The following is a 24,995-nucleotide window of genomic DNA, read 5'->3' as shown; positions in this document are numbered from 1 at the left end:
GCTGCTACTTATTTGTCGTTAAGACAAACTACACCTGGAAGCTCTTTACCTTCCATGAATTCTAATGACGCACCGCCGCCAGTAGAAATGTGGCTCATTTTATCAGCCATACCGAATTTTTCAACAGCTGCTGCAGAGTCACCACCGCCGATAACAGAGTATGTATCTTCTGCATCTGCTAATGCTTGTCCTACTGCTTTTGTACCTTCTGCGAATGGAGTCATTTCGAATACACCCATTGGTCCATTCCATACAACAAGCTTAGAATTTTTAATTACATCTGCATAAATTTCACGTGTTTTAGGACCGATGTCCACGCCTTCCCAGTTAGAAGGGATAGAGTCGATACCAACGATTTTAGTTGTTGCAGTTTCAGAGAATTCCTCAGTGATTACAACATCAACTGGCATGTAGAAGTTTACGCCTTTTTCTTTTGCAAGTTGCATAAATTCTTTAGCTAGTTCGATCTTGTCGTCTTCACATAGAGATAGACCAATTTCATGACCTAAAGCTTTAACGAATGTGTAAGCAAGTCCACCACCGATGATTAAGTTATCTACTTTGTCTAATAGATGACGAATTACACCGATTTTATCTTTTACTTTCGCACCACCGATGATAGCTGTAAATGGACGTTCTGGGTTAGAAAGTGCTTTACCAAGTACATCTAACTCTTTTTCCATTAATAGACCAGATACTGCTGGTAGGTAGTCTGCGATACCTGCTGTAGAAGCGTGAGCACGGTGAGCTGCACCGAATGCATCGTTTACGAAGATGTCAGCAAGTGCTGCAAATTCTTTCGCAAGTTCTGCATCGTTCTTTTCTTCGCCCGCATAGAAACGTACGTTTTCAAGAACTAATACGTCGCCTTCGTTCATTGCTGCAACCATTTCTTGTGCAACTGGTCCGAATGCTTCGTCCGCTTTTTTAACGTCTTTACCAAGAAGCTCGCCTAAACGTGCTGCTACTGGAGTTAAACGCATTTCTTCTACTACTTGACCTTTTGGACGGCCTAAGTGACTTGCTAAAATAACTTTCGCACCTTGCTCTACTAAATATTGAATTGTAGGAAGAGCTGCACGGATACGAGTTTCATCTGTAATTTTGCCTTCTTTCATAGGTACGTTGAAATCAACGCGGCAAAATACACGCTTACCTTTTAAATCTACGTCACGAATTGATTTTTTGTTCATTGGATTTCCCTCCGACTACTAGTTAGGATTGACAAAACCCACTCAAAAGCTTAACACATTTGCTTTTAAAACGAAAGAAGAGAGAGAGGGAACAAACCCTCTCCCTCGTTTTGTCATTGATAACTTATATAATTAAGAATTAAAGACCTTTTGAAGTCATGTAAGCTGCTAGGTCTACTACGCGGTTAGAGTAACCAGTTTCGTTATCGTACCAAGAAAGTACTTTAACCATGTTACCTTCCATTACCATTGTAGATAATGCATCGATTGTAGAAGAAGCTGTACATCCGTTATAGTCGATAGATACTAATGGCTCTTCGCTGTATCCAAGGATACCTTTTAATTCGCCTTCAGCTGCTGCTTTGAATGCTGCATTTACTTCTTCAACTGTTACTTCTTTGTCAAGTTCAACAACTAAGTCAACTAGAGAAACGTTAGCAGTTGGAACACGTACAGCGCCACCGTTTAATTTACCTTTAAGTTCTGGTAATACTAATGCTACAGCTTTAGCTGCACCAGTAGATGTTGGGATCATGTTTTCAGCTGCTGCACGAGCACGACGTAAATCTTTGTGTGGTAAGTCTAAGATTTGTTGGTCGTTAGTGTAAGAGTGAATTGTTGTCATCATTCCGCGTTTTACGCCGAATTTTTCGTTTAATACTTTAGCGAATGGAGCTAGACAGTTTGTAGTACAAGAAGCGTTAGATACTACGTTGTGGTTAGCTGCATCGTATTGTTCGTGGTTAACACCCATAACTACAGTGATATCTTCGTCAGAAGCTGGAGCTGAGATGATAACTTTCTTAACTGATCCACCTAAGTGTTTCTCAGCATCTGATTTTTTAGTGAAACGGCCAGTAGATTCTACTACTACTTCTACTCCGTAGTCGCTCCATGGTAATTGAGCTGGGTCACGCTCAGCGATAACTTTAATTTCTTTACCGTTAACAACGATGCTGTTTTCGTTAGCAGATACTTCTGCATTTAAAGTTCCGTGAACTGTGTCATATTTTAAAAGGTGAGCTAATGTTTTAGCATCTGTTAAGTCGTTGATTGCTACTACTTCTACCTCAGAGTTGTTAAGAGCTGCGCGGAATACGTTACGTCCGATACGTCCAAATCCATTAATACCAATTTTAGTCATTTGAATTTCCTCCTTGGGGGATTATATTAAAGGGTAAAACCCTTTGTTAACTGTTTTGCTGCACCTTCATCTGTAATTAGAATTGAAGTGTGCCCTTGTTTAATTACAGCCTGTATTGCTTTTGCCTTTGAAGAACCTCCAGCGACTGCAACAACGTGAGATACATTTTGTAAGTCCTCTAGTTGCATACCAACTGTTCTTACTTTATGAACAACATTTCCTTCTTCATTAAAGTAGTAACCGAAAGCTTCGCCAACTGCTTCGCTTGCCTGAATCTTTAACCAATCTGCTTCTGAAGTACTTCTGCGACGTGCCATTGTTAACGCATCACCTATTCCATGAATGACGATATTGGAAGATCGAATCAACTCAAGAACTTCTTTCACGGAAGGCTCTGTCACAATAGACGCATATGCTTCGCTGCTAACATGGTCTGGAACATACAATAAGCGATAATTACTCATCGTATTTTGCGCCATCTTGGCACAAATGGTATTGGCTTCTAACTCGACGCCTTCTCCAATTCCACCACGTGCTGGGACAAATAGCATATGTAAATCTTTGCAATCAAGTTGCATCATGTCCGCAGCAGCAGCTAGCGTAGTTCCTCCAGCCACAGCAACGATATTATTCGCTGTCAGACGGTCTTTTATACAAGTCACACAAGCACGGCCCATCTCCAGTTTGACCCAAGGTGATTCATCACTATCGCCAGGGACAACGAAAACTTCATCCAAGTCTAATGTTTCCTTAAGTTGCTTTTCTAAAACCTTTAACCCGGAAATTTCTTTCATAAAGTCTTCCAAAGCAAGAACTAAAGCTGTTCCTTCTTCTGTCAAAGTCATTCCAGAAGAAGCGACGTGAACTAAGTTTTGTTCTTTCAAAACTTGTACTTCACTTCGCAATACTCGTTCTGTCATACCGAGACTTGCTGATAAGTTTCTTCTTCCAATCGGCTGCATGAGCCTAATGTATTGAAGAATTTGCATTCTCGTTTGCATAACAGGTAGCAGATCAGGTAATAATTTTTTTGTGTTCTGAATCCATGAGCGCATATCTTTTCTCCTCACTACATCGGTTCATTTCCCCTCGTGGTCACTTTACGTCCCGTAGTGACATTTTGTGTCCCACATAGGTTAAAAAAATAATCCCTGCTACGTGTATTATTGTAACAGGAGATAGAAACTTATTCAACTCTTAACTGCATTCTTTATATAGTTTATTATGACACCTTTGTGAATGTTACCATATTCTACTTGTTTTCCGTCCATTTCTACAACCGGAATCATTAAATGATATTTTTCTAAAAGGTCATTATCTTCATATATATCTATTTCCTCGATTTGAAAAGAATATTCACATTGTACTTCCTGTAAAACTTGTTTCGCCTTCACGCAAAGGCCACAATCTTTTTTGGTATACAGTACAACTTTCATCTTCTTCACCTATCCAATCGTTTTTCTTAATGACGAAGCTGGGATATGCATTTGCTCTCTATACTTCGCCACTGTTCTTCGAGAAATAACAATTTCATGCTCTTCTTCTAATAATTTTGAAATCTTTTGATCTGAAAGTGGCTTTTTCTTATCCTCTGCCCCAATTAGCGTTTGAATAAATTGTTTTACACGTTTTGTAGAAACTGCTTCATCTTCAGTCGTCGAAACGGCATTGCTAAAGAACGATTTCATCTCAAATAAACCGTGTGGTGTTTGCACATATTTATTTCGCGTCGCACGACTAATTGTCGATTCATGCACACTTAACTCTTCTGCTACCTCTTTTAAAGCGAGCGGTCTTAAATACTCTGGACCTTTCCAGAAGAAATCACGTTGTTTTTCCATAATAATAGTCATTACTTGCAGCAATGTCTGTTTTCTCTGCTTCAAACTGCGCATAATCCACTGCACATGCTGATACTTTTCTGACACGTAAGATGCTACTTCACTTTCACTATTATTAAGAAGCGCACTATACTCAGAATGAATTTCAATTCTCGGCATATTTCTCTCATTCATTTGCAAAACGAGGCGATCATCTTCTTTTTTTACTGCCATATCAGGCACAATATAAAGTGGCTTATCTGAAGAAAATGCAAGACCTGGTTTTGGTTGTAATGACGTTATACAATTTACTGCACTCTGCAATTCTTCATTGCTACACTTCAACACTTGAACGAGCTTTCGCCAATCTTTCTTCACAAAATAAGCGAAATGATCTTCTACAACCTCTTCTGCTAATCCATTACGTCTTTGTAAGCGCTTCAATTGTAAGGTTAAACATTCCTGAATATTACGCGCCCCTACCCCTGCTGGCTCCAGTGATTGGACAAGCTCTACAGAGCGGTCAACTACATGAATATGTGCAGAAAGGAGCTCTGCTAACTCTTCATTCGTTTCTTGTAAATACCCGTTTCCATCCATGTTCATAATAATGAAAGAAGCCACTTTCCGCTCTTCTTCATCTATTTTATAATACTGTATTTGATTTAATAAATGTTGCTGAATCGTTGTAGAATCCACACTGTAGATTTCCATCTGATTCTCGACTTGTTTGCTGGTACTTTTACTTGTGTTAGAGCTCTTTTTCTTCTCCCTCTCAAAACCACCTAACTCAATAAGGGGATTCTCTAACGATTGCTCATACAAAAACTCCGATAATTCTTGTACATTATACTGGAGCATTGTAATCGCTTGCCTTAACTCTTGTGTCATTGCCAAACGTAAGCTTTGTTCTTGTAAAAGACTTGCCTTCAAACTAATCTCCCCCTTGTTTCTATTGTACAATAAGTTTGGTAAAAGGAGAATCCTCACGCAGACACCCATTCCAAAATATTATTAATTTATATGTATTAATGAGATTTACAACTTACAACCGAAATTTGAATAATATTGAAAGAAAATATTAAGGTCAAAAATTATTATCAAGTACTAATAGTAAATCTTATTACTAGATATAACAAGAGGGAAATAAAAAAAGTCCTAACCTACAAAACGTAAGTTAGGACTTTTTGACGCGCCCAGAGGGATTCGAACCCCCGGCAGACGTGGTACCGGAAACCACCGCTCTATCCGACTGAGCTATGGGCGCATGAGATTATGATAATATCAACGGTTTGCCTCCGTCTTCTTCCGATTTGTTCTTATCGAAAGTTAAACGTAGGATACGAACACCAACACATAGACGTTCGCTTCTTTACATATGGATATTATATCCTGACGCTATCCTAATAGGCAAGCATAAAAATCTCTTCTACACGAGCTTTAGGGTGCGATTCTGACGCAATTAGATACCCTACTACCCACGAAATAAAAGATAAATCGATAGAATTGCGATTCTCGGCGACCTTCTTCTCGCCAAAAAGAAGGCGACACCGTTAAGCATCGCCATTTCTCCCCTGCTACCATTGCCCCCTCGCTCTTGATTTTTGTCGTTCCATTCTAGCCATCTCTTGACTGATTTCTTTCGCCAACTTCGGTAAGTCTTGGTCGTCACGTACATTCATTTCTGCGACATTGACGTTTACAGTCATCATAGTATTTCCGACCTGTCCTCCACCTTTATTCGGCGCTACTGCGCCCATTGTCGAAGGTCGATTCGCAGTACGAATGAAGTTAAATAGATTCGACTGTTGTGCTTGCGTGAGTACCATCTCGTTCTTCAGTAATCTCGCATCTACTTCGTCGAACTTCGCTCCCTTGCCGACTAGTCCACGAGGATTCCCGCCACTGTGATACTTTGGTCGAGTAGACCTATTCGAAGGAGATGCACCGACCGTTCCACCTGAATGGAAGTACTTTAGCGGATTAAGATCGCCCAGCCATTCCAGTGAGATTCGCTTCGTTGCTGTTTTCACGATTTTGCCCATTAATGTCTCATGCTTTGAATCTGCGCTCGACGTATCCGCATCTATCGGCTTTGTCTTTTTCTTCTCCGCACTACTATCGAGTTCTTTGATTACTGCGTCCGCCATCTTACCGTCACCGAGAATCTTCTTGACTTTCTCTGCTAGGGCTTTGCGGTCAGTATCCGCAATTGCCGAGTCAGCTTGCGACTTGTCTGCCTTGACTTTCTTCGTTTTCTCTGCCGTTGCTTGCTTGTCGAGAAGGTCGATAAGTAGCTTCGCTGCTGTCGTGTTACCGAAGATTTTCTTGATTTTTTCGGCTACCGCTTTCTTATCGATATCGGCGATTCCCTTCTCAGCGTCCTTTTTATCGACGCCCATTTTCTTATCCTTTTTATTCTCGATATCTTTCTCGGTTTTCTTGATACCGTCTTGTGCTTGCTTATCGTCCACTCCCATCTTTTTGTCTTTCTGCTTTTCGATTTCACCTTCGACTTCTTTGTTCTTCGACTTAGCTTCGTCAGTTTCGAGATTCACCTTCTTATCGACAGGCTCTTTCGTCTTCTCGTTCAACTTCCCAGCCTTTTCGAGTTGCTTATCGTACTCTTCGGTATTCTTCGCATGCTTCTCTCGCAACTCTCCGATAGAGTTCTTTGTCTCTTCTAACACACCCTTATTCTTTACCGCATTCTCGTACTCTTCCTGTTGTTTCTCGGTAATCTTCTGCTGATTGGCTTGCTTCTTCTCGTAAGATGCAATCGTTTTATTATGACCTTCGAGAGCCTTATCGATTGCTTCGACTTCCTTTCCGACTTCATACGAGATTTTCGTTGCTTGCATCGCTTCAGCTACACGAGTACGTACGATGTTTTCCGCTTCTTTTCGTTTGTCTACAATCGATTGAATCTCGGTACGGTGCTGGGAGATTGCGAGTTCATTCGCATCTATCTTTTCCTTCTTCTTGCCCAAGATCGCTTCTTCATGAGACAACTCCTTCTTGAGCATGTGCGCTTTACCTTTTTGTCCTTTATCAACCGCTTCGTTGTACTTTGCTTCTAGTTCATTTACTTTCTTCTGTTGCGTTTCTACGTCTTTAACGAGATTCTTACGATTGGCGATTTTCTCGTTTCCTTCCTTGACATTTTGCGCGTAGTCCTTCAGGTCTTTCGCTTGGTTCTTGTACGACTGGTTTAACTGCTGGTCTAATTCGAGTTTCTGCTTCTCTTTAAGGGCGGAAACCAACTCACGAGCTGCGTCCGCACTTAATGCGATAGCTTCGCCGTTTTTGCTGTATGCTTGCGCCGTGGCAGGTGCTTTCGCAATCATTTCGTCATTGACGCCTAAGAACTTTTTCAATTCTTCATGCGATACACCTGACGCTTTAGCGAGTCTATCCATTTCATCAACTAGTGCTTTTTTCTTTTCAGGATTTTCAACTCTCTCAACCTCTTTCATTACGTCCCTGTAACGAAGTAACTCGTCATTACTTAGGTTGATTTTCCCACGCATTTCATCGAATTGAGTCGCTAAGTCGTCGACTGTACGTGCTTGTTCGCCGATTTCCCTATACGTATCCATACTGACCGCTTTATACTGTTCCGCTTCGCTCTTGCCATGCACCATCGCAGCCGTCAGTACTCCAAGACCTGCTGAGATACCTGCAATCCACATCGTAGCTGGGTTCGTTACGATAGCGACAGATAATGCTCTCATTGCGGTAATTATTTTGTAGATTCCGACACCGATAAGCGCCGTTCCTGCCGTAACTGCTCCGAGTGTTAATCCGAATGATACGAATTGCGGGTCTAGCTTTCCGAGAACGCCGACCATCGATGTCATACCGCTTGCTAGGTTCGTGAACGCAGGAAGCATTGCTTCACCTATTGCAATTGCTACGCCTTCCGTTGCGGATTGTAGTTGCGTAAATGCCCCCTGAAGTGTTTCTTGCTGAATTCTCGCTACTCGTTCGGCTGTTCCACCTGACAGTTCTAGTTCGTTCTTGTACTTTTGTAATGAACCTTGTCCTTGGTCTAGTAACGCAAGGAAACCTGCTGATGCTTCCGTACCTACTAACTGTGCAGCGGTCACGGTACGTTGTGCGTCCGTCATTCCTTCCATCTTTCCGCTGATGTGTCCGATTAGTTCAGGAAGTGGTTTAAACTGCCCATTCGCATCTGTAACGGAAATACCGAGTTTCTTCATTGCCTTCTCGGTTTGCCCTGTCGGATTCGCTAACGATAGTAGGGCCGCCCTCAGTGATGTACCTGCTTGCGAACCTTGAATACCTGCATCGGACATCTTCGCAATTGCTGTCGCCGAGTCTTCGATTCCCCAGCCTAATGACTTCGCAACTGGCGCAACATATTTCATTGCCATACCTAACATGTCAAGATCGGTATTCGCTGTCGTCATTGTCTTCGCTAAAACATCTACTGCTTTGTCGGTATCCTTCGCAGATAATCCAAAGCCAGTCATTATGTTACTCGCAATATCTGCGCTCTTTCCGAGTTCGATTCCGCCGACCGCTGCGAGGTTAAGAACGGATGGAAGTGCGTCGATATTATCCTGCGCCTTGAATCCTGCCATCGATAGAAACGATAAACCCTCCGCCGCTTGACTTGCGCTGAATTGTGTGGTAGCACCTAAGTGCTTCGCTGTACTCGTTAACGCTTGGAACTCGGTGTCCGTCGCTCCTGATATCGCCTTAACCTTCGCCATAGATTGCTCGAAGTTCATCGCAGATTTAATCGAAGCACCAATAGCGCCCACCATCGCAACTCCTGCGATAGCCGACGCCTTTCCTAGTGCTGACATTCCTTTCGATGTACTTTGAGAACCTCTGTCGAGTCCTTGCATATCCGCACGAGATTGTGCAACCCCTGCACGGAATTGAGCGTTATCTAGGACAAGCCTTGCCCTGACTTCACCTGCTGATGCTGACATATTCCTCATTCCCTTCATTGTTTAAATGCAACAAAAAGACGCTACCCTCTGCGGATAACGTCCTAATCGCTGTTCTTTATTTGTTTAAATCGTACTTACCTTACTTACCCCTTTTCTTTAATTGAGACTGTAACGTATTTTTAACCGTTACATATGTAACCTTATCGTTAATATGCCCACTACTTGATGCAACACGGCTTGCGCTTGTCATGTCTCCTTGTGTTAATTCCACACCATTTCGTAACTTATTAAGAATATCTGCTCTCATTTCATTTAGATTCATTGAGTTCATATTATTCATCTCCTTTTAGTAATCTAGTTGGTACACGTCTCTGTACTCGTGCTAGTTCTAACTCTTTGTCAGAAGGATATATAATATCGCGCCCATCTGTTATCCTGCCTAGGGAGTAATAGCCCTTCTCCCCTCTAATTCTACGCGTTAAGTCACTAGCCCACTTGTGGTCTTCTTCATATTTATCTGCGAACTTCTCATACTCTATTAGGGATTCATAAAACTCTTTCAATGCGTTTCTTTGCCGTTCAATAATCGGCGCTAATTGTGTCGCACGAACTTCAGCTCTATATTGCCACCAACTATCCGCTAACTCATCGATAGTCATGTTATCCCTTAGATTTACTGACGAATATTCCTCTGCTTTTTTTAATTCGTCTTCGGCGATCTTTAGTATCTTATTCGCCTTTTCAATGGATACCAACGCTTTCTTTTTATCAGCAACTACATCATCACCTGCAAACTCTTTCAATAAGATAGCTTCGTAATTCTCGGTCGCTTTTTTCACGGATTCTTTGGCTTCTGCTACAGCCTTTTTGTATTTCGCGTCAAACTCATTCTCCTTAGTGTTCTTCGATAGCCATCTAGTTTTCCCATCCCAACGCATTAGTTCCATTTTACTCAACATCTCCTTTGATTAATTTAGTCAGTTTATTAAGTGTTTCCGCTACTTTGTTTAATAATTTAATGAAGAATTTCTCTGCTTTAGATACTTTCTTCTTTGGTATTTCTTCAGGGGGTACTAATTCATAAATACTACATAGCGCATGAATAACTTTCGGGTTTTGTATGGTACGGAATGTTTCGCTAACTTCCGACTCATGCTTGAAGAATTGCGATATATCTGGTTCATTGATGCATATTTTGAATATTTCTTCGGTGCAGGTTAATAAATCAAACGCTGGATTATGCGCCTTGCAGTTCTTATGTACGTACTCTCGGAATTGTGTTGGTAAATGACGCACCTCATCGACTGGTACTACGAAGTCAGCTACTTGTTTACCAAAATCATAGACATACGAAACTAGAAACTCCTTACCGTGTAATCTATGAATATTCGTTACTAATATCGGTCGATTTACGTTAGTCGATTGACTCATTTTGATCGCTCCCCTCCTGTTTCAGCTTTTTAATTTCTGATGATACCGCCTGTCTTGCACCTTTTGTCGCTATATCCCTAATAAGAATGTCTAGCTTATATAAGTTATTACTACCGATTAATTGTTCCATTTTACGCATTCGGTACTCGTTAGGGACTTGCTTCGCATTTTCCCAGCGATTTACTGCAAGTGGTTGTACTCCGAATTGCTTTGCGAACTCCTTTTGAGTCATACCAAGGATTTTTCTGATGAGACGTATCCTATTCGCATTTGCTCGTTTAGCTGTTTCGCTCACTTTCTATCAACTCCTTATATTTAATCGATTGATATTATTACCATATATTTGATATGGTTCCAAATTAAAATGGAGGTGGAGACAGGATTGACATACCTGTCCCCCTATGAATCAGCTCAGTGCAGGTGAACACAGAGCAAAGTTAAGTTAGTAATATAAAAACCATGTATTTTATATGTTTTAAGTTTAGATAAAGTATTTTTACCCCTTCATACTGTATCGGTGGCTAACAGCCATTTATTTGCATACCTAACGCAAAGTTCTTTAATTTATTTTAAATAATAGGAGAGCCGTTAAGCCCTCCGCATTATTAGTTTTGAACTTTAGATTCTAAGATATCGAATTGCATCATAATATCACTTGGTACGTCTTCACTAGGGATTCGACATGCTACACGCGGGTTAATTGAGTAAGCAGTTCCGCTACATTCGATTCGTGCGATAGCCCCCGCATTAATCATTGTTTTTAAGCGATTCGTAATTGATTTCCTACTTAATCCCGTAACTTCTGCGATACGGCTCATAGTTAATGGCTCAATCTTCGTTAAGTCACGCTCACTTGGATTTTCAACGAGTAGGCAGGATTCCATATGAATGTACGGTAATAGTTTAAATATGATTCCTTTTTCTGCGTCCGCTAATCTGTCCATGATTTGTTTCGTGTGCGTTTTATATACCATTACATAATCATCCTCCATGTCGCCTTTTCCGCAAGCGATGTATTTTTCGTTTAGATAATATTTCGCAGTCTTATTAGTTCTATCGACAATTACGATGTCTTTCTCTTCTAGTCTAGCGATAATTTGGTCGATACCCCTGCGACTTTTCCCCGTAACGTTCATAATATCTTTAATCGTCATCGGGTCGAGTTCACGCCTTCCACGACAGCTACTATTCATTAATAATCCGCCACGCTCATAATAGATATGTTGCATTAAATCGAGTAGTACGCCTAAATCTGCGCCCTTCAGGTCATCGTTTTGCTCTGAGATCGCTCTCGCTACCTTCGCGAATGCACGTCCATCTCGTGTTTTCTTTTTTCGTAACGCCTTTTTATAACCGTCCTTTTGGCGGTTCTGTGCTTTAATCACACCGTTGATTAACGCTACTTTTAACGACTCTATATCGATAATTTCGCCGTCCGTTGTTATTAGTTGATTTCCTAAGTTATTTAAGTCCATATTGTCCATTCTCCTTTGTGGTGGTTTATAAAAGATGTTTAATCCCTTACACTTATTAACCCGTCCAAAGGAGTGTTTTTTGTATATCGTGTGGAAATTACACAAAATATGCTACTTTTTATTCATAAGCAATCAGATATACACTATAGGCTGGTGTAAACAGATGCCCAAAATGTGCAACAAAATACTCAAATCATGCCCAAAATGTGCAATGCACAAAAGTGAATTCACTCTTACTCCCACAAGGGATTTCGCTGTTTATAGGTCTGAATTCCTTCTTATTATTGTATATCTTGGGTATGTTTATTTTTACGCATCAACTACATAACAACGACTGATAACTAATTATGACTACGCACAAATAGAAAGATTGCGCTCCATCACTACTCGCTAGCGCTCCCAGTATTATTTGTAGAATGCGATAATCTCTTTAATAAATAACGCAGTAATATAGTTGATAGTGAGAGCAGTGCGAACACTCGAAGCGAAGCGCCGATACTCTTTATATAGAAGAAAGAGGGACGGTGGGGAAGCCGTCACCAGTGATAGTAATCTAACGCAATGCGCCAGTTACAATATAATAAGGACGCTACGTCCGTTAATAAGATTGTTTGTCCCTTCGTATATATAAACACCAATACATTGCGTAATATTGTTAATAGATATGCGGAAGGATTTCGTAAGTGATTGCGTCAAGAACAACGCCCTCAGTTCAAAAATTGCGGGTACTTTTTGTAGGGGCTTGCTTCAGGGGGTGTTGACGGTGGGCTTGGGGGGTCGAAGATTTTCGAGGATTGGGCAACCGCCGTGGTGAATGCGATATTCATTCGTTTGCATACTGAATGAAACAGAAGGACTTTGTGTTACTTTCGACAATCTCTTTGAAACGTTGATTTAAAAGGATTCTTCGAACTTTCTTCGCACATTCATTTCGAATAAACTTTTATTCATTAAAAGAAACGTTGACTTAAAAGGATTCTTCTTTCGCATTCGATTCGAAGTTGTTGAATAAATTCTTGCATAAAGTTTTTACTCTCTTCTTTTTCAACCCCTTGAGTTTCGAAGTCCTTCTCCACGAAAGTTCTCAGCAGAATAATTCAATCGAAGTTCTTCACGCAAACACAACGTAACTCTTCACGCCATTACCCTATCATATCATTGCGTTATGGTATCGTATCATACCGCCGTGGTATCGTGTGGTGTGCCGATGGTATTGGCGTGGTGTATTACGGAATAGGTCATCATTTAGCAACGTCTAGGACTTCGCGAACGAGTCGTTAATTACTTAGAATACTTACGACATACGCAGATAGAAGCGCCTATATGAGCCTATATGGTGCGCATTGTGGCGGTATGGTATGACGGGTTAAATGCGTCGGGGTATTGCAATTATGTATCGATGGTTTGGTAATATGATGCGGGCTATTGGTCGAATGATGTGCAGACTTGTGAAAATATAAAACATATAGCGGGGTATTTCTATTCTTATAAGTCCGTGGGTAATTGGTGCAATGTCATCATATTTATGTCATAACTCTCGAGATTTGACACAGATTTTAAAGTGTAGTAATATAGCATCATCTTATTATGTCGTAACTCTATGTCAAAAGTGATGGCGCAGAAAGGACGGATTAATTATGAAATATGGATACGCTCGTGTCTCAACGGTAACTCAAGATTTAGAATCACAACTACAAACGTTAAAAGTAGAAGGATGCGATGTCATTTATTCGGAAAAGTTCACGGGAACGACTACAGATCGCCCCGAACTATCGAAGGTACTCACAGTATTAAGCGAAGGAGATACACTGACAGTAACGAAGCTAGATCGCCTTGCACGTAATACAAAGGAAGGTATCGAGATAATTGAAGCGCTATTCAAAAGAGGTATAAGGGTTCACGTTCTCAACGTAGGACTACTAGAAGATACGACAATGGGGCGATTCTTCTTACAAACGTTATTAGCAGTCGCAGAAATGGAGCGCAACCTAATCTTAGAAAGAACACAAGAAGGTAAAATAGTAGCTAGACAGAATCCGAATTACAAGGAAGGTCGCCCGAAGTCGCATTCAGATAAAAAACTAGTCGAAGCTATGCGTATGAAAGAGAAAATGGGCTACTCATTCCGCCAGCTATCGGAAGCAACGGGTATTAGCATGAGTACGCTACAACGATTCGCTAGAAAGCAACGTGACCAGCAAGAAGCATCGACAGAATAGGTCGGTGTCTTTTTATTATGTGCTGACTTCTTCACCCCTTGAAATTTCGAATAGACCTCCACAATCAGCTTCTGCTGATGTATAGCTATAACTACAAATCTACACAAAGTACTACACATATGTATCGATGTAAAACGCTCACTATACGCAATCTATCATAAATCACTAGCGATAACTACCGAAATGTAGCGAAGTGTACCAATCCCTATGAGGTCGTATATACGTAAACGGTTGTAACTATCTTAACTAGACGTAACCAACGTAAACCTTACTCTCGCAAGGGATTCGCCGTTTCATCGGAAATATTACACGAGTTTACATTAATATTAACATTCGATTTATACAGTATGAAATATAAATAAACAGAGGTACGAAACAAATGCGGGAAAGGTGGAAAATAGTAAATAGACTAATCAACCTAGCACCCTTTTATCATTTATTTAGTATTCTTTTAAGAGAAATAGATTTTCGCTACTTGCGTTTTTAATCAACTTAAGGAAAAAGCATACGAATCAATTGCCTCATATCAACTATATTGTATAATAAGGTTATAAGGAAATGGAGGTGAAAGCATGAATTTGTGGATAGTCTTAGGTGCTGTAATAGTAGCCTTGAGCCAGTTATCATTACTAAGTGAAAACAGTGTAGATACATATACTACAAGGTTAAAGAGAAAAGAGTCGCTCCCACCAAGAAGACGACTCAAAGTAACCACAGGGAGAGAGAAGCCTCTCCTATACCTAAGATTATAACACATTCATACTAATTATGAAAAAATTCATCTGGACAAATGTCCCTGTTGCTATATTTTTAATTTTTGTTTTAACAACCCTTGATTATAACAATCTAGATACGGGGAGTTATATCTACATTATTTTTACTGGAATAGCTGTATTTTTAATGTTGGTTAATATAATTATCCTGTATATAAAGGAGAAGAAGAATGTTTAAATTTGAAACAAAAGAACAACTAACAAAATTTATACAAGATGAAATTTTAAATTCATCGGAAGCATTAGATATTCTCGGGTGTTCTAGACAGTATTTAAACAAATTGGTAAAAGAGGGGAAAATAACACCGATTAAAGAGACAACTCGCGATAAATTATTTTATAAACAAGATATTTTGACAAGAAAAGAAAAAATGAGAAAGTAAAAAGCAGTTTTTGCATACCGCCTAATTATTGGTAATTTATAGAAAGAATGGCGAGATACATTACTAAACAATAAAACAAAAAACGAAGTGGGCGCAAATTAATGCGTACCGCTTCGCTTAGAAGTGTTAGGAAATTATTATACAATTTCGCATACCTCAAAGCATAGTAGTTCATGATTACTTTAGGCTTGTTCCTATTAGTTTCAAAATAAAGATTTAGTTTTTTGTATAGAAAATAACTTTTGGAATCTATAACCAAGTTGGGTTATAATACGAATATACGAAAAAAGCCCGTCGTATTGGTAGTACGACAAGCTTCGTAAGGTGGTGAATACATATGGATGCAATCACCGTTACTGCGGTTTGCTCTTTACTCATGGTTGTTATGGGAATGATTAACATGAGCAAAGGAAAGAAGTAATATTTTTATCTAAAGTCTTTCAGTGTTGGTAGCACTTGAGAGACTTTTTTCTTTATATAGTATTCCTTAAATGCCAGTAAATATTCTGCATATTATAAAACGCTCTGGCTTTTGTATACATTTAAGCGTCTGCTTTTTACGTTTGCGTTTGCAATACTTTTGCTTTAGCCTCTGCTTTTACAATGCACTGCCAATGCATCCATATTCCTATTATAACGTTGCTCTAAGCAACATTTCAATACAAAACGCTCAATTAACAACAACTTAACAACAACTGGCGTTGCACATGCGCAATACTCTCGCTACACATATACCGACGCAAATGCCTTTGCCTTTGCCTTTGCCTTTGCCTTTGCCTTTGCCTTTGCCTTTGCCTTTGCCTTTGCCTTTGCTATTATGCGTTCTTTTGCGTCGGCTACGTTATTTTATTTCTGAATCTCCATTTCCTTTATTTCGTCTTGGTATTTTTCGCTTTTTTCATAATCAGAATTTCCAGTACCATACTTCTTTATGAAGTCTTTGAAATTCAATATTTCTCTTAGTGTTTTTCTATCCATTGGAGCAACAACTTCTTGCTCATCGAATCCTCTAGTTCTCAAAGAAGAAATATCAATTGCCTTATCAGAAGAAATCACTATAACAAATCCTCTGCGTCCATTTTCACCAAAATAATTTGAACCGATAACATCTACACTTTTTGTAAATGATACCCAATGATTATCAAAACGAATACGCTCAACATTATTCTCATCTAGCCAGTTATTATAATTATACGCATACTCCTCGTTTTGATTTTCTCCCCGATCATCATAATCATCATAATCTGGCTCATCATTCCCACCATTATGAACCCTGAATAGCAAAGTATTTGATTTAACAATTTCTAAATTACCTTTATTATTTTGTAAATCTATAAACTTTTCACTCCACATTTCATCAGAGGAAACCAAATTTTTTCTTCCCCTAATGCTCATATGATGATTAGTCCATTTTGAAATTACGTCCATTATACATCCCCCTTTTATTCCGCCAGTCACAAAAAATCAGTTCCCACCGCCCGTTGTAATGTGCTATTGTTGTGCATTCTCTTGCGCTTCCTTCTCTTCTATTTCTTTTAATTCATCTTGCCAAGTAGCACCAATACCACCGCTAGGCGTATTCCAACGTTTTTCTTGACGTAAGATTCTCGCCTTATCCTCTTCAGTCATTTCATCTTGGTATTTTTTCGCTTCCTTACGTTGCTGTTCTTCATATTCTCTTTCCTGTTGCTCTAGATGTCTTCGGTGTGCCTCTTCATCAATAATCTTATCGCAGTCATGCTCTGGTTCCTTCGTTTCATCGTGCCCATGTCCGCAGTAATCGTTCGGAATTTTAGTACTAGATTTCGTAGCAGGTTTAGAATTACGGTCACCATTACCAGTTGAACTATTTTCATTAACTTGAGTATTTCTAAGACCATCTTGCTCTTTCTTCGTTACACTACCATCAGGATTAAACGTTATAGTCATCGTGCCTTCTCCACCACGCCCTAAATATCCGTAGATAGAGAACGCCTTATATTTCTCGATGAATCTAGGCGTTCCCGCTATCTCCTTGACTTTATTCGCAGACATTCCGACCTTGATGCCGTCATACTGTTCTAGTGATACGGTTGGCGCGTCGTTATTTGCATCTTTATAATATGGACGTCTGTCGTTAATCTCCGCATCTTCCTTCGTGGATTCCTCCACTTGTTGCGGTTTCTCATCCTTCGTAGGTTCATCTTCAATCCTCTCGACCTTAGACGGATTGGATGTTTCCTCTTCTCCTTGCGCAGTTTCAACAGATTCTTGTTTCTTATATGGCTCATAATCCGCTTTTTCTTTCGTAGAGCAAGCACTAAAGATTGACATTGTCGCCACACCTAATAAAACTACTTTCTTCAATGGCTTCATAGTAATTCCCCCGTGTATTTTAATGCATATCAATCAACCTATGTTAATTTGTTATATATTAATAGTAGATTTCAAAAAGGACACTCAAATTCCCATACGTAACATACTTCGATATTACCCTTTATGTATTCACCACAATCTTTATTAAATCAATTCATCAGGCGTCTCCTTCTCCTTTCCTCCTGCGTATAAAATCCCCAACCATCTCAGTAACACATGCCAAACCTACCGATAATCCAAATACAACACCGAATGCTGCTACATATAGGTTTCCGAATGCCTTCGCTGCGCACATAAATAAAAATGCGAATATAATTAAATATCTCTCTTTACGCTTGTTCCTCATAGCATAATTCCTCCATCTTTTCCAAATCTTTATATGTCCTCTTCTTCTTCTTCTTTCTTCTTCCGCATAAAGCCCCCTATTCTCGCAGTAATAACCGATGCGACTACAGCCATCGCAAACAATACTGCTACCCCACCTATAATGACGTTTCCGATTATCTTTGTAACAACCAGCAATACAAATGCAACTATTAACAGATTCACCCTTGTATTTTTCTCTTTCTTTCTATCCTTCACGCCCTATCTTCCTTTCTAATATTTCTTTTTCGGATTCTCTGCTTAAATCCTCTCACCGTACTTCTAGCGGAATCAAATGATCGCCCCGTCTTTTTCGATAATACTCTAGAGATTTCGGCTTCTGTAACCCTATTGTAATTCTCTGCCGTATGTATCATAGTATCTAGTACAATAAAATCTATTTTCTTCTTGCATATGTTTTCATATAGCTTTGCGTAAGTATCTCGGGTAGTCATTATATTGCAGATCGCTTTCTCTTCCGCATTTTCTGCACAAACCTCTAGCGTTTCAAGTACGTTTATATCACTTATAAGTGTTAGTACCGTTCTTCTTTTTCCTCTTTCTCCGCAATATTTACGTAAAGCCTGATAAATAAAACACTTAACCCTCTTATCGAAATCGCCCTTATTTATATCAAAAGTTCTAATCGCATATCTTATCCTACGAAAACAATCATCGATAAAGTGTACCTCGTTATTTGTCTTATACCAATTATTTTTAGCTAAGCGTTCAATCAACGGTATGTAATGAGCTTCGATTTTTTCTACATACTTATTATCACATATTCCAGTGTAATAATCTTCCACTTCTTCTTTAGCCAGTATCGCTATTCTATTTAATGTTGCGCTTATGTCTTCGCCTTTATTTGCGTATTGTCTTATATTAAGTCTGCTTTCCATATGTAAGTCTTCCACCTCTTATAGCACCTGTACCCTCCGATATTCAACTCACTTCCGCTAGTTGCGTTCAATATCGAATTTACGCTATTGACAATCGGTGGACGGCGACTAGCCGAGGTGAGCGAAGCTAGGTTGAGTTGGGCGCAGTTTTCACCCCTATTCGCATCGATAAAAAATAACAAAGCGTTTAAACTTTGTCATAATTTCGTAGTATCTATGCAAATAAGGGGTAAGGCGTTTTACTAGCGTCGGATCGCTTGTAGTGTATCGTAGTAACGCCCCTTCCGTCCCTGCACTTTCGCACACACTATCTCATATCCATACGTCCCAATATGCGCCCAATCTTACGATTAAGCCCGATAATACACCCTGTTCCTTAGAACAACGTATTGCCACTCCTTGCCGTTAATGGTCGCAATCACCTAGCCTATACGCATGCGGAAGGGGATACATGTTGGTTGTATAGCGCTGATTTATTTGCGTCGGCTCTCGCTCACCTTTTACGTTTTTTAAGCGGTACGGCTTCCGCTTTTTGACTTACCGCATCAGTACCTAAAAAAGACATTACTAAAGACGCCTTGCAATCTTCGAATTTTTTCGATAGAATGCAAAGTAGATGGTCGGACTGATACGGCTTGTCCGTTATTTAGTTTCGATATGTATAGTTTTGAGTCTCCAATGGCGGTTGGAGGCTTTTTTCGTTGTTATACTCCGTAGTCGTTCTTGGCGGCTACTTTCTCGTATTGTTCTTTTACTGCTTCGTCGTTTAAACGAACATATCGCATAGTTGTTGTAATGTCCGCATGCCCCATAATTCGCATTAGTGCGTTAACACTTCCACCATTTCGCAAAAAGTTCGTAGCAAAAGTATGACGCAAACTATGCGGTGATGGACGGCATTCTTTTGAAAGCCCCGCTAACTGCCCATAGCGATACATACGCTTACGCAACAAATCATTATCTATCGAATTTCCATCTTGCGTAAGAAAAACATTTGTAGTGCCTTCGAAATACTCCCGACTTTCATCGATAAGCATTCGTAGCTCTTCCGCAATTTTCTTTGTCATAGGAACGGCTCTAGTTTTTCGATTCTTATTCTTAGCCCCTGATAACATAATCGTAAGGTTATCAAAATCTAAATCATTAGCTTCTAACTGATTAACCTCATTCACACGTAGACCACAATGTAACATAAGCAACATAGCACAGTAATCTCTATAACCCGCGTAGGTAGTCTTATCTACAACACGAAAGAGACGCTTGATTTGATTATTATTTAGCGTAAAGATCGGTGCCTCATCAGTACGCAATTTCACGAAGTCCACTGCAGGATTACTTTTGATATATCCCTGTTCATGTAGTCGCTTAAAAACCGATTTCAATGCTGATATGCGAATATTTATAGTAGCGGGAGCTAATTCCCGACTAAGTAATTTATTAATATACATTTGCACGTGCTTCGCGGTAATAATCTCAACCTTTTCGATGTTTAACTCTCGCATAAAATAATGAAAAAGCTTTGTGTAATCATCGATGGTACGCTTTCTGAACCCTTCCGCTTGAAAAGCCTGCGTAACAATTCTTATCACCGTTTCTGTGCTTAATTCTTCGGTAGTATCGATAAAATCAACTATTTCTCTTCGTCTTTTTACAACTCGTCTGTTTTTTAACATAATAAAAAAGAGCCCCCTATCTGAATTTTTTCAGACGGAAGCTCTCCGTAAATATATTTTCATTATTCTCATTTAACAGTCCGTAGCATGTCCTAACTATGCGACACTAACTCGCTAATGCCTTCGTAGGACAATTACGGTTTGTTCTCGCTCAAGTTAAGCGTTAAAAACAATACCAAACGGCTTTATATAGCGCCTAACCCTCGATTAGCTTCCTTATCCATACCAGACGTGGTACCGGAAACCACCGCTCTATCCGACTGAGCTATGGGCGCATGATTATAGAAAACACTTCATTTTCTTCTCATAATAATAGCAATAAAATCCATCTAAATCAATAAAAATATCCCCGTAATACCTTATGCATCTTAGCTAAAATCATATAAAATCTATTCCACCCCTAAATTTTCCAATCATAAATTCACCCCAACTCACAAATTATAACCTATGAATTGATATTCCAAAGGGGGCTTCATTCAATGACTGTAATTACAAAATTAAAGCAAACTGTTTCTGGATTAAAAAGTGCACAAGCTAGCTTAGAGGGATTCGCTCTTGATACGGATAACCAACAAGCTAAGCAACTTTTCCAAACAGCTGCGCAGCAAACACAAACGATTATCGATTCTTTAAACCCACGCGTTGAAGAAGTCCAACAAGAAGAACCACAATACTCACAGCAATAACGCATCCGTCTTGCTGTGAAATAGAAAAAGGATGATATGCAGTCATCCTTTTTCTATCACATTACATATTGCAATAGAAATGGAATGATAATTATGCGAAAACTCGGCCTCATAACCGCATTATTTGCACTTCTATTTAGCTCTTTTACCGGATGTAATAATAGTCCTTTAGATAAAAAAGTGAAAGAAGAAGCAAAACGAACGGAGAAAGAAAAAGGTCCAAAGTTAACAAAGACGAGTACGGAATCCTTTAATCAATCTATATCACAAGGAGCGAAGAAAAGAGCTCTCGCTATGGATGAAATTATAAAAAGCACAGCAGTGAATTCAAATTTAGATCTCTACATAGCAGTTACACCTGAGCATCACGAAAGGTTTGGATTAAAACCGCTGCGCAGCAAACTTCAAAAGCAATTAAGTGATGAATACCCCACTTTCGATGTTCGTGTAAGTACAGATAAAAAAATCTTTATGTTACTCGAAAAACTTGAAAACAAAATTAAGAAAAAAGAAGTATCTAAAGATGAAATTAATAAGCAATTAAAATTCATCGGCAAAAAAATGGAGTCTAACACTTAACGCTTTTTAAAAGAAAAGGAAGGATTGCAATGTCTAGTAAAGATAAAAACTTAACCCCTGTACAACAGGAGTATAAAAAATTCGAACAAGAACGCGAACCGAAACGACCTGTCTTAAAAAATTGTATAAAAGCCTTTTTCGTCGGTGGTTTTATTTGCTTCATAGGACAACTAATCTCTACTTTTTATATTACTTATTTCGATTTCACTGAACGTTCGGCAGGAAATCCAACCGTCGCAACTCTTATTTTTATTTCTATGTTACTAACTGGATTTGGTATATACGATCGTTTTGGGCAGTTTGCCGGTGCTGGTACAGCTGTACCTGTTACTGGATTTGGTAACTCTGTTATTGCCGCATGTATCGAACACCGAACGGAAGGATTTGTACTCGGCGTTGGTGGTAACATGTTCAAATTAGCTGGTTCTGTTATTTTATTTGGTGTATTTTCTGCTTTCGTCATCGCACTTATTAAAACGATTCTCGTTCAATGGGGAGGGCTATAAATGTTACAAGGGCACCGAACGTGGGTATTTGAAAACAAACCAGTTATTATTTCGACAGGAGTCGTTGGGGGGCCATTTGAAGCAAAAGGGAAAATCCCAGAAGACTTCGATATTCTTCATGAAGATTTATGGCTCGGACAAGATTCCTATGAAAAAGCACATAAAATTTTATTCGAAGAAGCTTGTAGTCGCGCAACTGAAAAAGCAAAACTTCGTAAAGATGATATTCAATTCGTACTTGCAGGAGATTTAATTAATCAAATTACCCCTACAAGCTTTGCTTGCCGTACACTGGGCACTCCTTATCTCGGGCTATTCGGGGCTTGTTCTACTTCTATGGAAGGTTTAGCACTTGGAGCAAGTATCGTAAATGCAAAAGGCGCAAAATATTTATTAACTGGTGCATCCAGTCATAATACAGCTGTAGAAAAACAGTTCCGCTACCCTACCGAATACGGCGGACAAAAGCCACCTACTGCACAGTGGACAGTAACCGGTGCTGGGGCCGCTATTTTAAGTGATACTGGGCACGGTCCAAGAGTAACCTCTGCAACAATCGGACGAGTGGTTGATATGGGATTAACAGATCCGTTTAATATGGGAGGTGCAATGGCTCCAGCTGCCGTCGATACAATTGAAGCTCATTTACGTGAACGTCAAATTGATGCCTCTTACTACGATTTAATTGTAACAGGCGATCTCGGACATGTAGGCCGTGAAATTGCTTATGACTTACTACATAAACACGGAACAAAAGTAACGAGCGAACAGTTTCAAGATTGCGGGCTACTCATTTATAGAGAAGGACAGCCTGTCATAGCTGGTGCTAGTGGACCAGGATGTTCCGCAACAGTCGTTTATGGTCATTTATTAAACCGAATGAAAAGAGGAGAGTTCAAAAAAATACTTGTCGTTGCGACAGGCGCTTTACTATCTCCACTTACATTCCAACAAGAAGAAACGATTCCGTGTATAGCTCACGCCGTTTCGATTGAATTTGGAGGTGCAACGCAATGATTTTTTTCTGGGCTTTCGTCATTGGCGGACTCATATGTGTAATTGGACAACTTATGTTTGATGTTGTAAAACTTACACCAGCTCATACAATGGCAACACTCGTTGTTGCCGGAGCTATATTAGATGGATTCAATTTGTATGAACCATTAATTGATTTCGCTGGAGCTGGTGCAACTGTGCCTATTACAAGCTTTGGTAATGCTCTCGTTCATGGCGCAATGGAAGAAGCTGCAAAACATGGCATCGTTGGTGTTATCACAGGCATGTTTAAAGTAACGAGCGCCGGCGTATCCGCAGCTATTATTTTCGGCTTCATTGGAGCATTGTTATTCAAACCGAAAGGATAAGGAGTGTTTGTATGACTGTTATCGCTAGCGTTAAAACTTGCCTTGCTAGTGTAAGAGGAGCTCAAGCAAGCTTAAGTTCCCTTTCGCTAAATTCTACAGACGATGAAGCTAAACGCATATTTCATGAATGTATGTTAGAAATGGACAGTATCATCGCTGATTTACAAAATAGAGTTTCAGTATTGGAACGTGAAGAACCTCAATATAAAGGGTTTTAAGTAGACTGGAGGAAATGACTATGTCTCACCTGCCGGAATGGACACTTGTCATTATTCGCTCTGTATTCATATTAATCATTTTATTCACTATCACAAAGTGCTTAGGAAAAAGGCAAATTTCTCAGCTTTCCTTTTTCGAATACATAGCAGGAATGACAATCGGTGATATCGCCGCTCAAATATCTACAGGGCTTGACCAAAAGTTTTTCCATGGCGTCTTCGCTATACTTATTTTCGCCTCAGTACCTTTTTTCGTTGGCATTCTTTCCTTAAAAAACAAAACTGCTAGAGACTTTTTTGAAGGAAAATCTACAGTGTTAATAAAAGATGGCAAAGTACTTGAGGATAATTTAAAGAAAGAAAAATATACTAGTGATGAGTTACTCGAACTTCTTAGAGGAAATGGTGCATTTAGTATAGCTGAAGTCGAATTTGCTGTCTTAGAACCGAGCGGAGAATTAAATGTATTATTAAAGAAAGATTCTCAGCCACTTACTGCAAAAGACATCGGTTTAAAAGTACCAAACGAGAAAGAACCACAAACTGTTATTATGGATGGAAATGTACTAGATGAACCTCTTTCAGCAAGCGGACATAACCGCGCTTGGCTACATTCAGAATTAGAAAAACTCGGTGTTGTTATTGAAAATGTCTTTCTCGGTCAAGTGGATTCATACGGACAACTTACTATCGACATTTACAATGACAAACTCCAAATGCCTTCTCCTCAAAACAAACCTTTATTATTAGCATCTTTAAAAAAATGTCATGCTGATCTTGAACTATTTTCCTTAGAAACAAAGTCGAAATCAGCAAGCGAAATGTATAGTAAAAACGCGAAACAAATCGAAAAGATTTTAAATAAAGTAACCTATCTTTTAAAAGACTAATTATCGAAAGAACGCTTCAGTTAAAAGGCGTTCTTTTCTTTTTTTCTCCAGTTTTCATAACGTTTAAATTTATGTAATTCGGTTATGATGTTGAAGATA

Annotated in this window: 26 protein-coding genes and 1 tRNA gene; 9 read left to right on the top strand and 18 right to left on the bottom strand. The window is 39.4% G+C overall.

Annotated elements, in window-relative coordinates; genetic code table 11:
• Nucleotides 1-8: 8 nt before the first annotated feature.
• The 12 genes from ACTFRH_RS20220 to ACTFRH_RS20165 all read right to left on the bottom strand — a co-directional run bounded on the left by ACTFRH_RS20220 (nt 9) and on the right by ACTFRH_RS20165 (nt 11,988).
• Nucleotides 9-1,193, bottom strand: coding sequence for a phosphoglycerate kinase (locus tag ACTFRH_RS20220; RefSeq protein WP_001036350.1), 1,185 nt, complete (start codon nt 1,191-1,193; stop codon nt 9-11).
• Between the two features lie 139 nt (nt 1,194-1,332).
• Nucleotides 1,333-2,337, bottom strand: coding sequence for a type I glyceraldehyde-3-phosphate dehydrogenase (gene gap, locus ACTFRH_RS20215; protein WP_000161236.1), 1,005 nt, complete (start codon nt 2,335-2,337; stop codon nt 1,333-1,335).
• Nucleotides 2,338-2,363: 26 nt separating this feature from the next.
• Nucleotides 2,364-3,392: a gapA transcriptional regulator CggR gene (cggR, locus tag ACTFRH_RS20210; protein ID WP_001258185.1), complete on the bottom strand. Its 1,029-nt coding sequence runs from the start codon at nt 3,390-3,392 to the stop codon at nt 2,364-2,366.
• Nucleotides 3,393-3,527: 135 nt separating this feature from the next.
• Nucleotides 3,528-3,773, bottom strand: coding sequence for a glutaredoxin family protein (locus ACTFRH_RS20205; protein ID WP_000869730.1), 246 nt, complete (start codon nt 3,771-3,773; stop codon nt 3,528-3,530).
• A gap of 9 nt (nt 3,774-3,782) precedes the next feature.
• On the bottom strand, nt 3,783-5,090 hold the full coding sequence (rpoN, locus tag ACTFRH_RS20200; RefSeq protein WP_000647977.1) for an RNA polymerase factor sigma-54: 1,308 nt from the start codon (nt 5,088-5,090) through the stop codon (nt 3,783-3,785).
• A gap of 258 nt (nt 5,091-5,348) precedes the next feature.
• A tRNA-Arg gene (locus tag ACTFRH_RS20195) sits at nt 5,349-5,424 on the bottom strand.
• Between the two features lie 310 nt (nt 5,425-5,734).
• Nucleotides 5,735-9,121, bottom strand: coding sequence for a phage tail tape measure protein (locus tag ACTFRH_RS20190; RefSeq protein WP_001276290.1), 3,387 nt, complete (start codon nt 9,119-9,121; stop codon nt 5,735-5,737).
• Nucleotides 9,122-9,221: 100 nt separating this feature from the next.
• Nucleotides 9,222-9,413 (bottom strand): hypothetical protein, encoded by a 192-nt coding sequence (locus tag ACTFRH_RS20185; protein WP_001087498.1) that lies wholly within the window; start codon nt 9,411-9,413, stop codon nt 9,222-9,224.
• Nucleotide 9,414: 1 nt separating this feature from the next.
• Nucleotides 9,415-9,921 (bottom strand): hypothetical protein, encoded by a 507-nt coding sequence (locus ACTFRH_RS20180; RefSeq protein ID WP_232294077.1) that lies wholly within the window; start codon nt 9,919-9,921, stop codon nt 9,415-9,417.
• 109 nt (nt 9,922-10,030) lie between these two features.
• On the bottom strand, nt 10,031-10,513 hold the full coding sequence (locus tag ACTFRH_RS20175; RefSeq protein ID WP_000083635.1) for a hypothetical protein: 483 nt from the start codon (nt 10,511-10,513) through the stop codon (nt 10,031-10,033).
• Nucleotides 10,497-10,808 (bottom strand): helix-turn-helix domain-containing protein, encoded by a 312-nt coding sequence (locus ACTFRH_RS20170; RefSeq protein WP_000004752.1) that lies wholly within the window; start codon nt 10,806-10,808, stop codon nt 10,497-10,499. Before ACTFRH_RS20170 ends, ACTFRH_RS20175 begins: the two co-directional genes overlap by 17 nt.
• A 310-nt stretch (nt 10,809-11,118) precedes the next feature.
• A complete protein-coding gene (locus ACTFRH_RS20165) occupies nt 11,119-11,988 on the bottom strand; it encodes a hypothetical protein (RefSeq protein ID WP_000365339.1) in 870 nt (289 codons plus the stop codon).
• Nucleotides 11,989-13,625: 1,637 nt separating this feature from the next.
• On the opposite strand from ACTFRH_RS20165, the gene ACTFRH_RS20160 reads away from it, so the two are divergent.
• Nucleotides 13,626-14,207: a recombinase family protein gene (locus ACTFRH_RS20160; protein ID WP_000873669.1), complete on the top strand. Its 582-nt coding sequence runs from the start codon at nt 13,626-13,628 to the stop codon at nt 14,205-14,207.
• Between the two features lie 943 nt (nt 14,208-15,150).
• The gene (locus ACTFRH_RS20155) at nt 15,151-15,363 is read left to right on the top strand and encodes a helix-turn-helix transcriptional regulator (protein WP_000472089.1); all 213 of its coding nucleotides are present in this window, start codon (nt 15,151-15,153) and stop codon (nt 15,361-15,363) included.
• An 846-nt stretch (nt 15,364-16,209) separates the two neighbouring features.
• On the opposite strand, the gene ACTFRH_RS20150 is transcribed toward ACTFRH_RS20155, so the two are convergent.
• The 6 genes from ACTFRH_RS20150 to ACTFRH_RS20125 all read right to left on the bottom strand — a co-directional run bounded on the left by ACTFRH_RS20150 (nt 16,210) and on the right by ACTFRH_RS20125 (nt 20,653).
• Nucleotides 16,210-16,791: a hypothetical protein gene (locus ACTFRH_RS20150; RefSeq protein ID WP_000382612.1), complete on the bottom strand. Its 582-nt coding sequence runs from the start codon at nt 16,789-16,791 to the stop codon at nt 16,210-16,212.
• A 63-nt stretch (nt 16,792-16,854) separates the two neighbouring features.
• A complete protein-coding gene (locus ACTFRH_RS20145; RefSeq protein ID WP_000803294.1) occupies nt 16,855-17,718 on the bottom strand; it encodes a hypothetical protein in 864 nt (287 codons plus the stop codon).
• Nucleotides 17,719-17,875: 157 nt separating this feature from the next.
• Nucleotides 17,876-18,064: a hypothetical protein gene (locus tag ACTFRH_RS20140; RefSeq protein ID WP_001244915.1), complete on the bottom strand. Its 189-nt coding sequence runs from the start codon at nt 18,062-18,064 to the stop codon at nt 17,876-17,878.
• Nucleotides 18,065-18,093: 29 nt separating this feature from the next.
• Nucleotides 18,094-18,300: a hypothetical protein gene (locus ACTFRH_RS20135; protein ID WP_000654947.1), complete on the bottom strand. Its 207-nt coding sequence runs from the start codon at nt 18,298-18,300 to the stop codon at nt 18,094-18,096.
• Nucleotides 18,297-18,980 (bottom strand): hypothetical protein, encoded by a 684-nt coding sequence (locus ACTFRH_RS20130; RefSeq protein ID WP_000445878.1) that lies wholly within the window; start codon nt 18,978-18,980, stop codon nt 18,297-18,299. Before ACTFRH_RS20130 ends, ACTFRH_RS20135 begins: the two co-directional genes overlap by 4 nt.
• A gap of 704 nt (nt 18,981-19,684) precedes the next feature.
• Nucleotides 19,685-20,653, bottom strand: a complete 969-nt coding sequence (locus ACTFRH_RS20125) for a tyrosine-type recombinase/integrase (RefSeq protein ID WP_000916954.1) — start codon at nt 20,651-20,653, stop codon at nt 19,685-19,687.
• A 479-nt stretch (nt 20,654-21,132) separates the two neighbouring features.
• Between ACTFRH_RS20125 and ACTFRH_RS20120 the strand changes: the two genes are divergently transcribed.
• From ACTFRH_RS20120 to ACTFRH_RS20090, 7 genes are all read left to right on the top strand, one after another.
• The gene (locus ACTFRH_RS20120) at nt 21,133-21,339 is read left to right on the top strand and encodes a DUF1657 domain-containing protein (RefSeq protein ID WP_000216166.1); all 207 of its coding nucleotides are present in this window, start codon (nt 21,133-21,135) and stop codon (nt 21,337-21,339) included.
• Nucleotides 21,340-21,432: 93 nt separating this feature from the next.
• Complete coding sequence (locus tag ACTFRH_RS20115; RefSeq protein ID WP_001228550.1) at nt 21,433-21,918, top strand: YhcN/YlaJ family sporulation lipoprotein; 486 nt, start codon at nt 21,433-21,435, stop codon at nt 21,916-21,918.
• Nucleotides 21,919-21,947: 29 nt separating this feature from the next.
• Nucleotides 21,948-22,424, top strand: coding sequence for a stage V sporulation protein AC (gene spoVAC, locus ACTFRH_RS20110; RefSeq protein WP_000095399.1), 477 nt, complete (start codon nt 21,948-21,950; stop codon nt 22,422-22,424).
• Entirely contained in the window at nt 22,425-23,441 is a 1,017-nt protein-coding gene (gene spoVAD / locus ACTFRH_RS20105) for a stage V sporulation protein AD (protein WP_000938958.1), read from the top strand. It abuts the gene before it with no gap.
• Complete coding sequence (gene spoVAE, locus ACTFRH_RS20100) at nt 23,438-23,788, top strand: stage V sporulation protein AE (RefSeq protein ID WP_000575924.1); 351 nt, start codon at nt 23,438-23,440, stop codon at nt 23,786-23,788. The genes spoVAD and spoVAE overlap by 4 nt, the downstream gene beginning before the upstream one ends.
• An 11-nt stretch (nt 23,789-23,799) precedes the next feature.
• A complete protein-coding gene (locus ACTFRH_RS20095) occupies nt 23,800-24,006 on the top strand; it encodes a DUF1657 domain-containing protein (protein ID WP_000215912.1) in 207 nt (68 codons plus the stop codon).
• Between the two features lie 20 nt (nt 24,007-24,026).
• Complete coding sequence (locus ACTFRH_RS20090) at nt 24,027-24,896, top strand: DUF421 domain-containing protein (protein ID WP_000018892.1); 870 nt, start codon at nt 24,027-24,029, stop codon at nt 24,894-24,896.
• The last annotated feature ends 99 nt before the right edge of the window (nt 24,897-24,995 follow it).

The organism is Bacillus cereus group sp. MYBK216-1, from assembly GCF_051916495.1.
GTDB lineage: Bacteria > Bacillota > Bacilli > Bacillales > Bacillaceae_G > Bacillus_A > Bacillus_A thuringiensis_K.
This window is presented reverse-complemented; position numbering and strand designations above follow the sequence as displayed.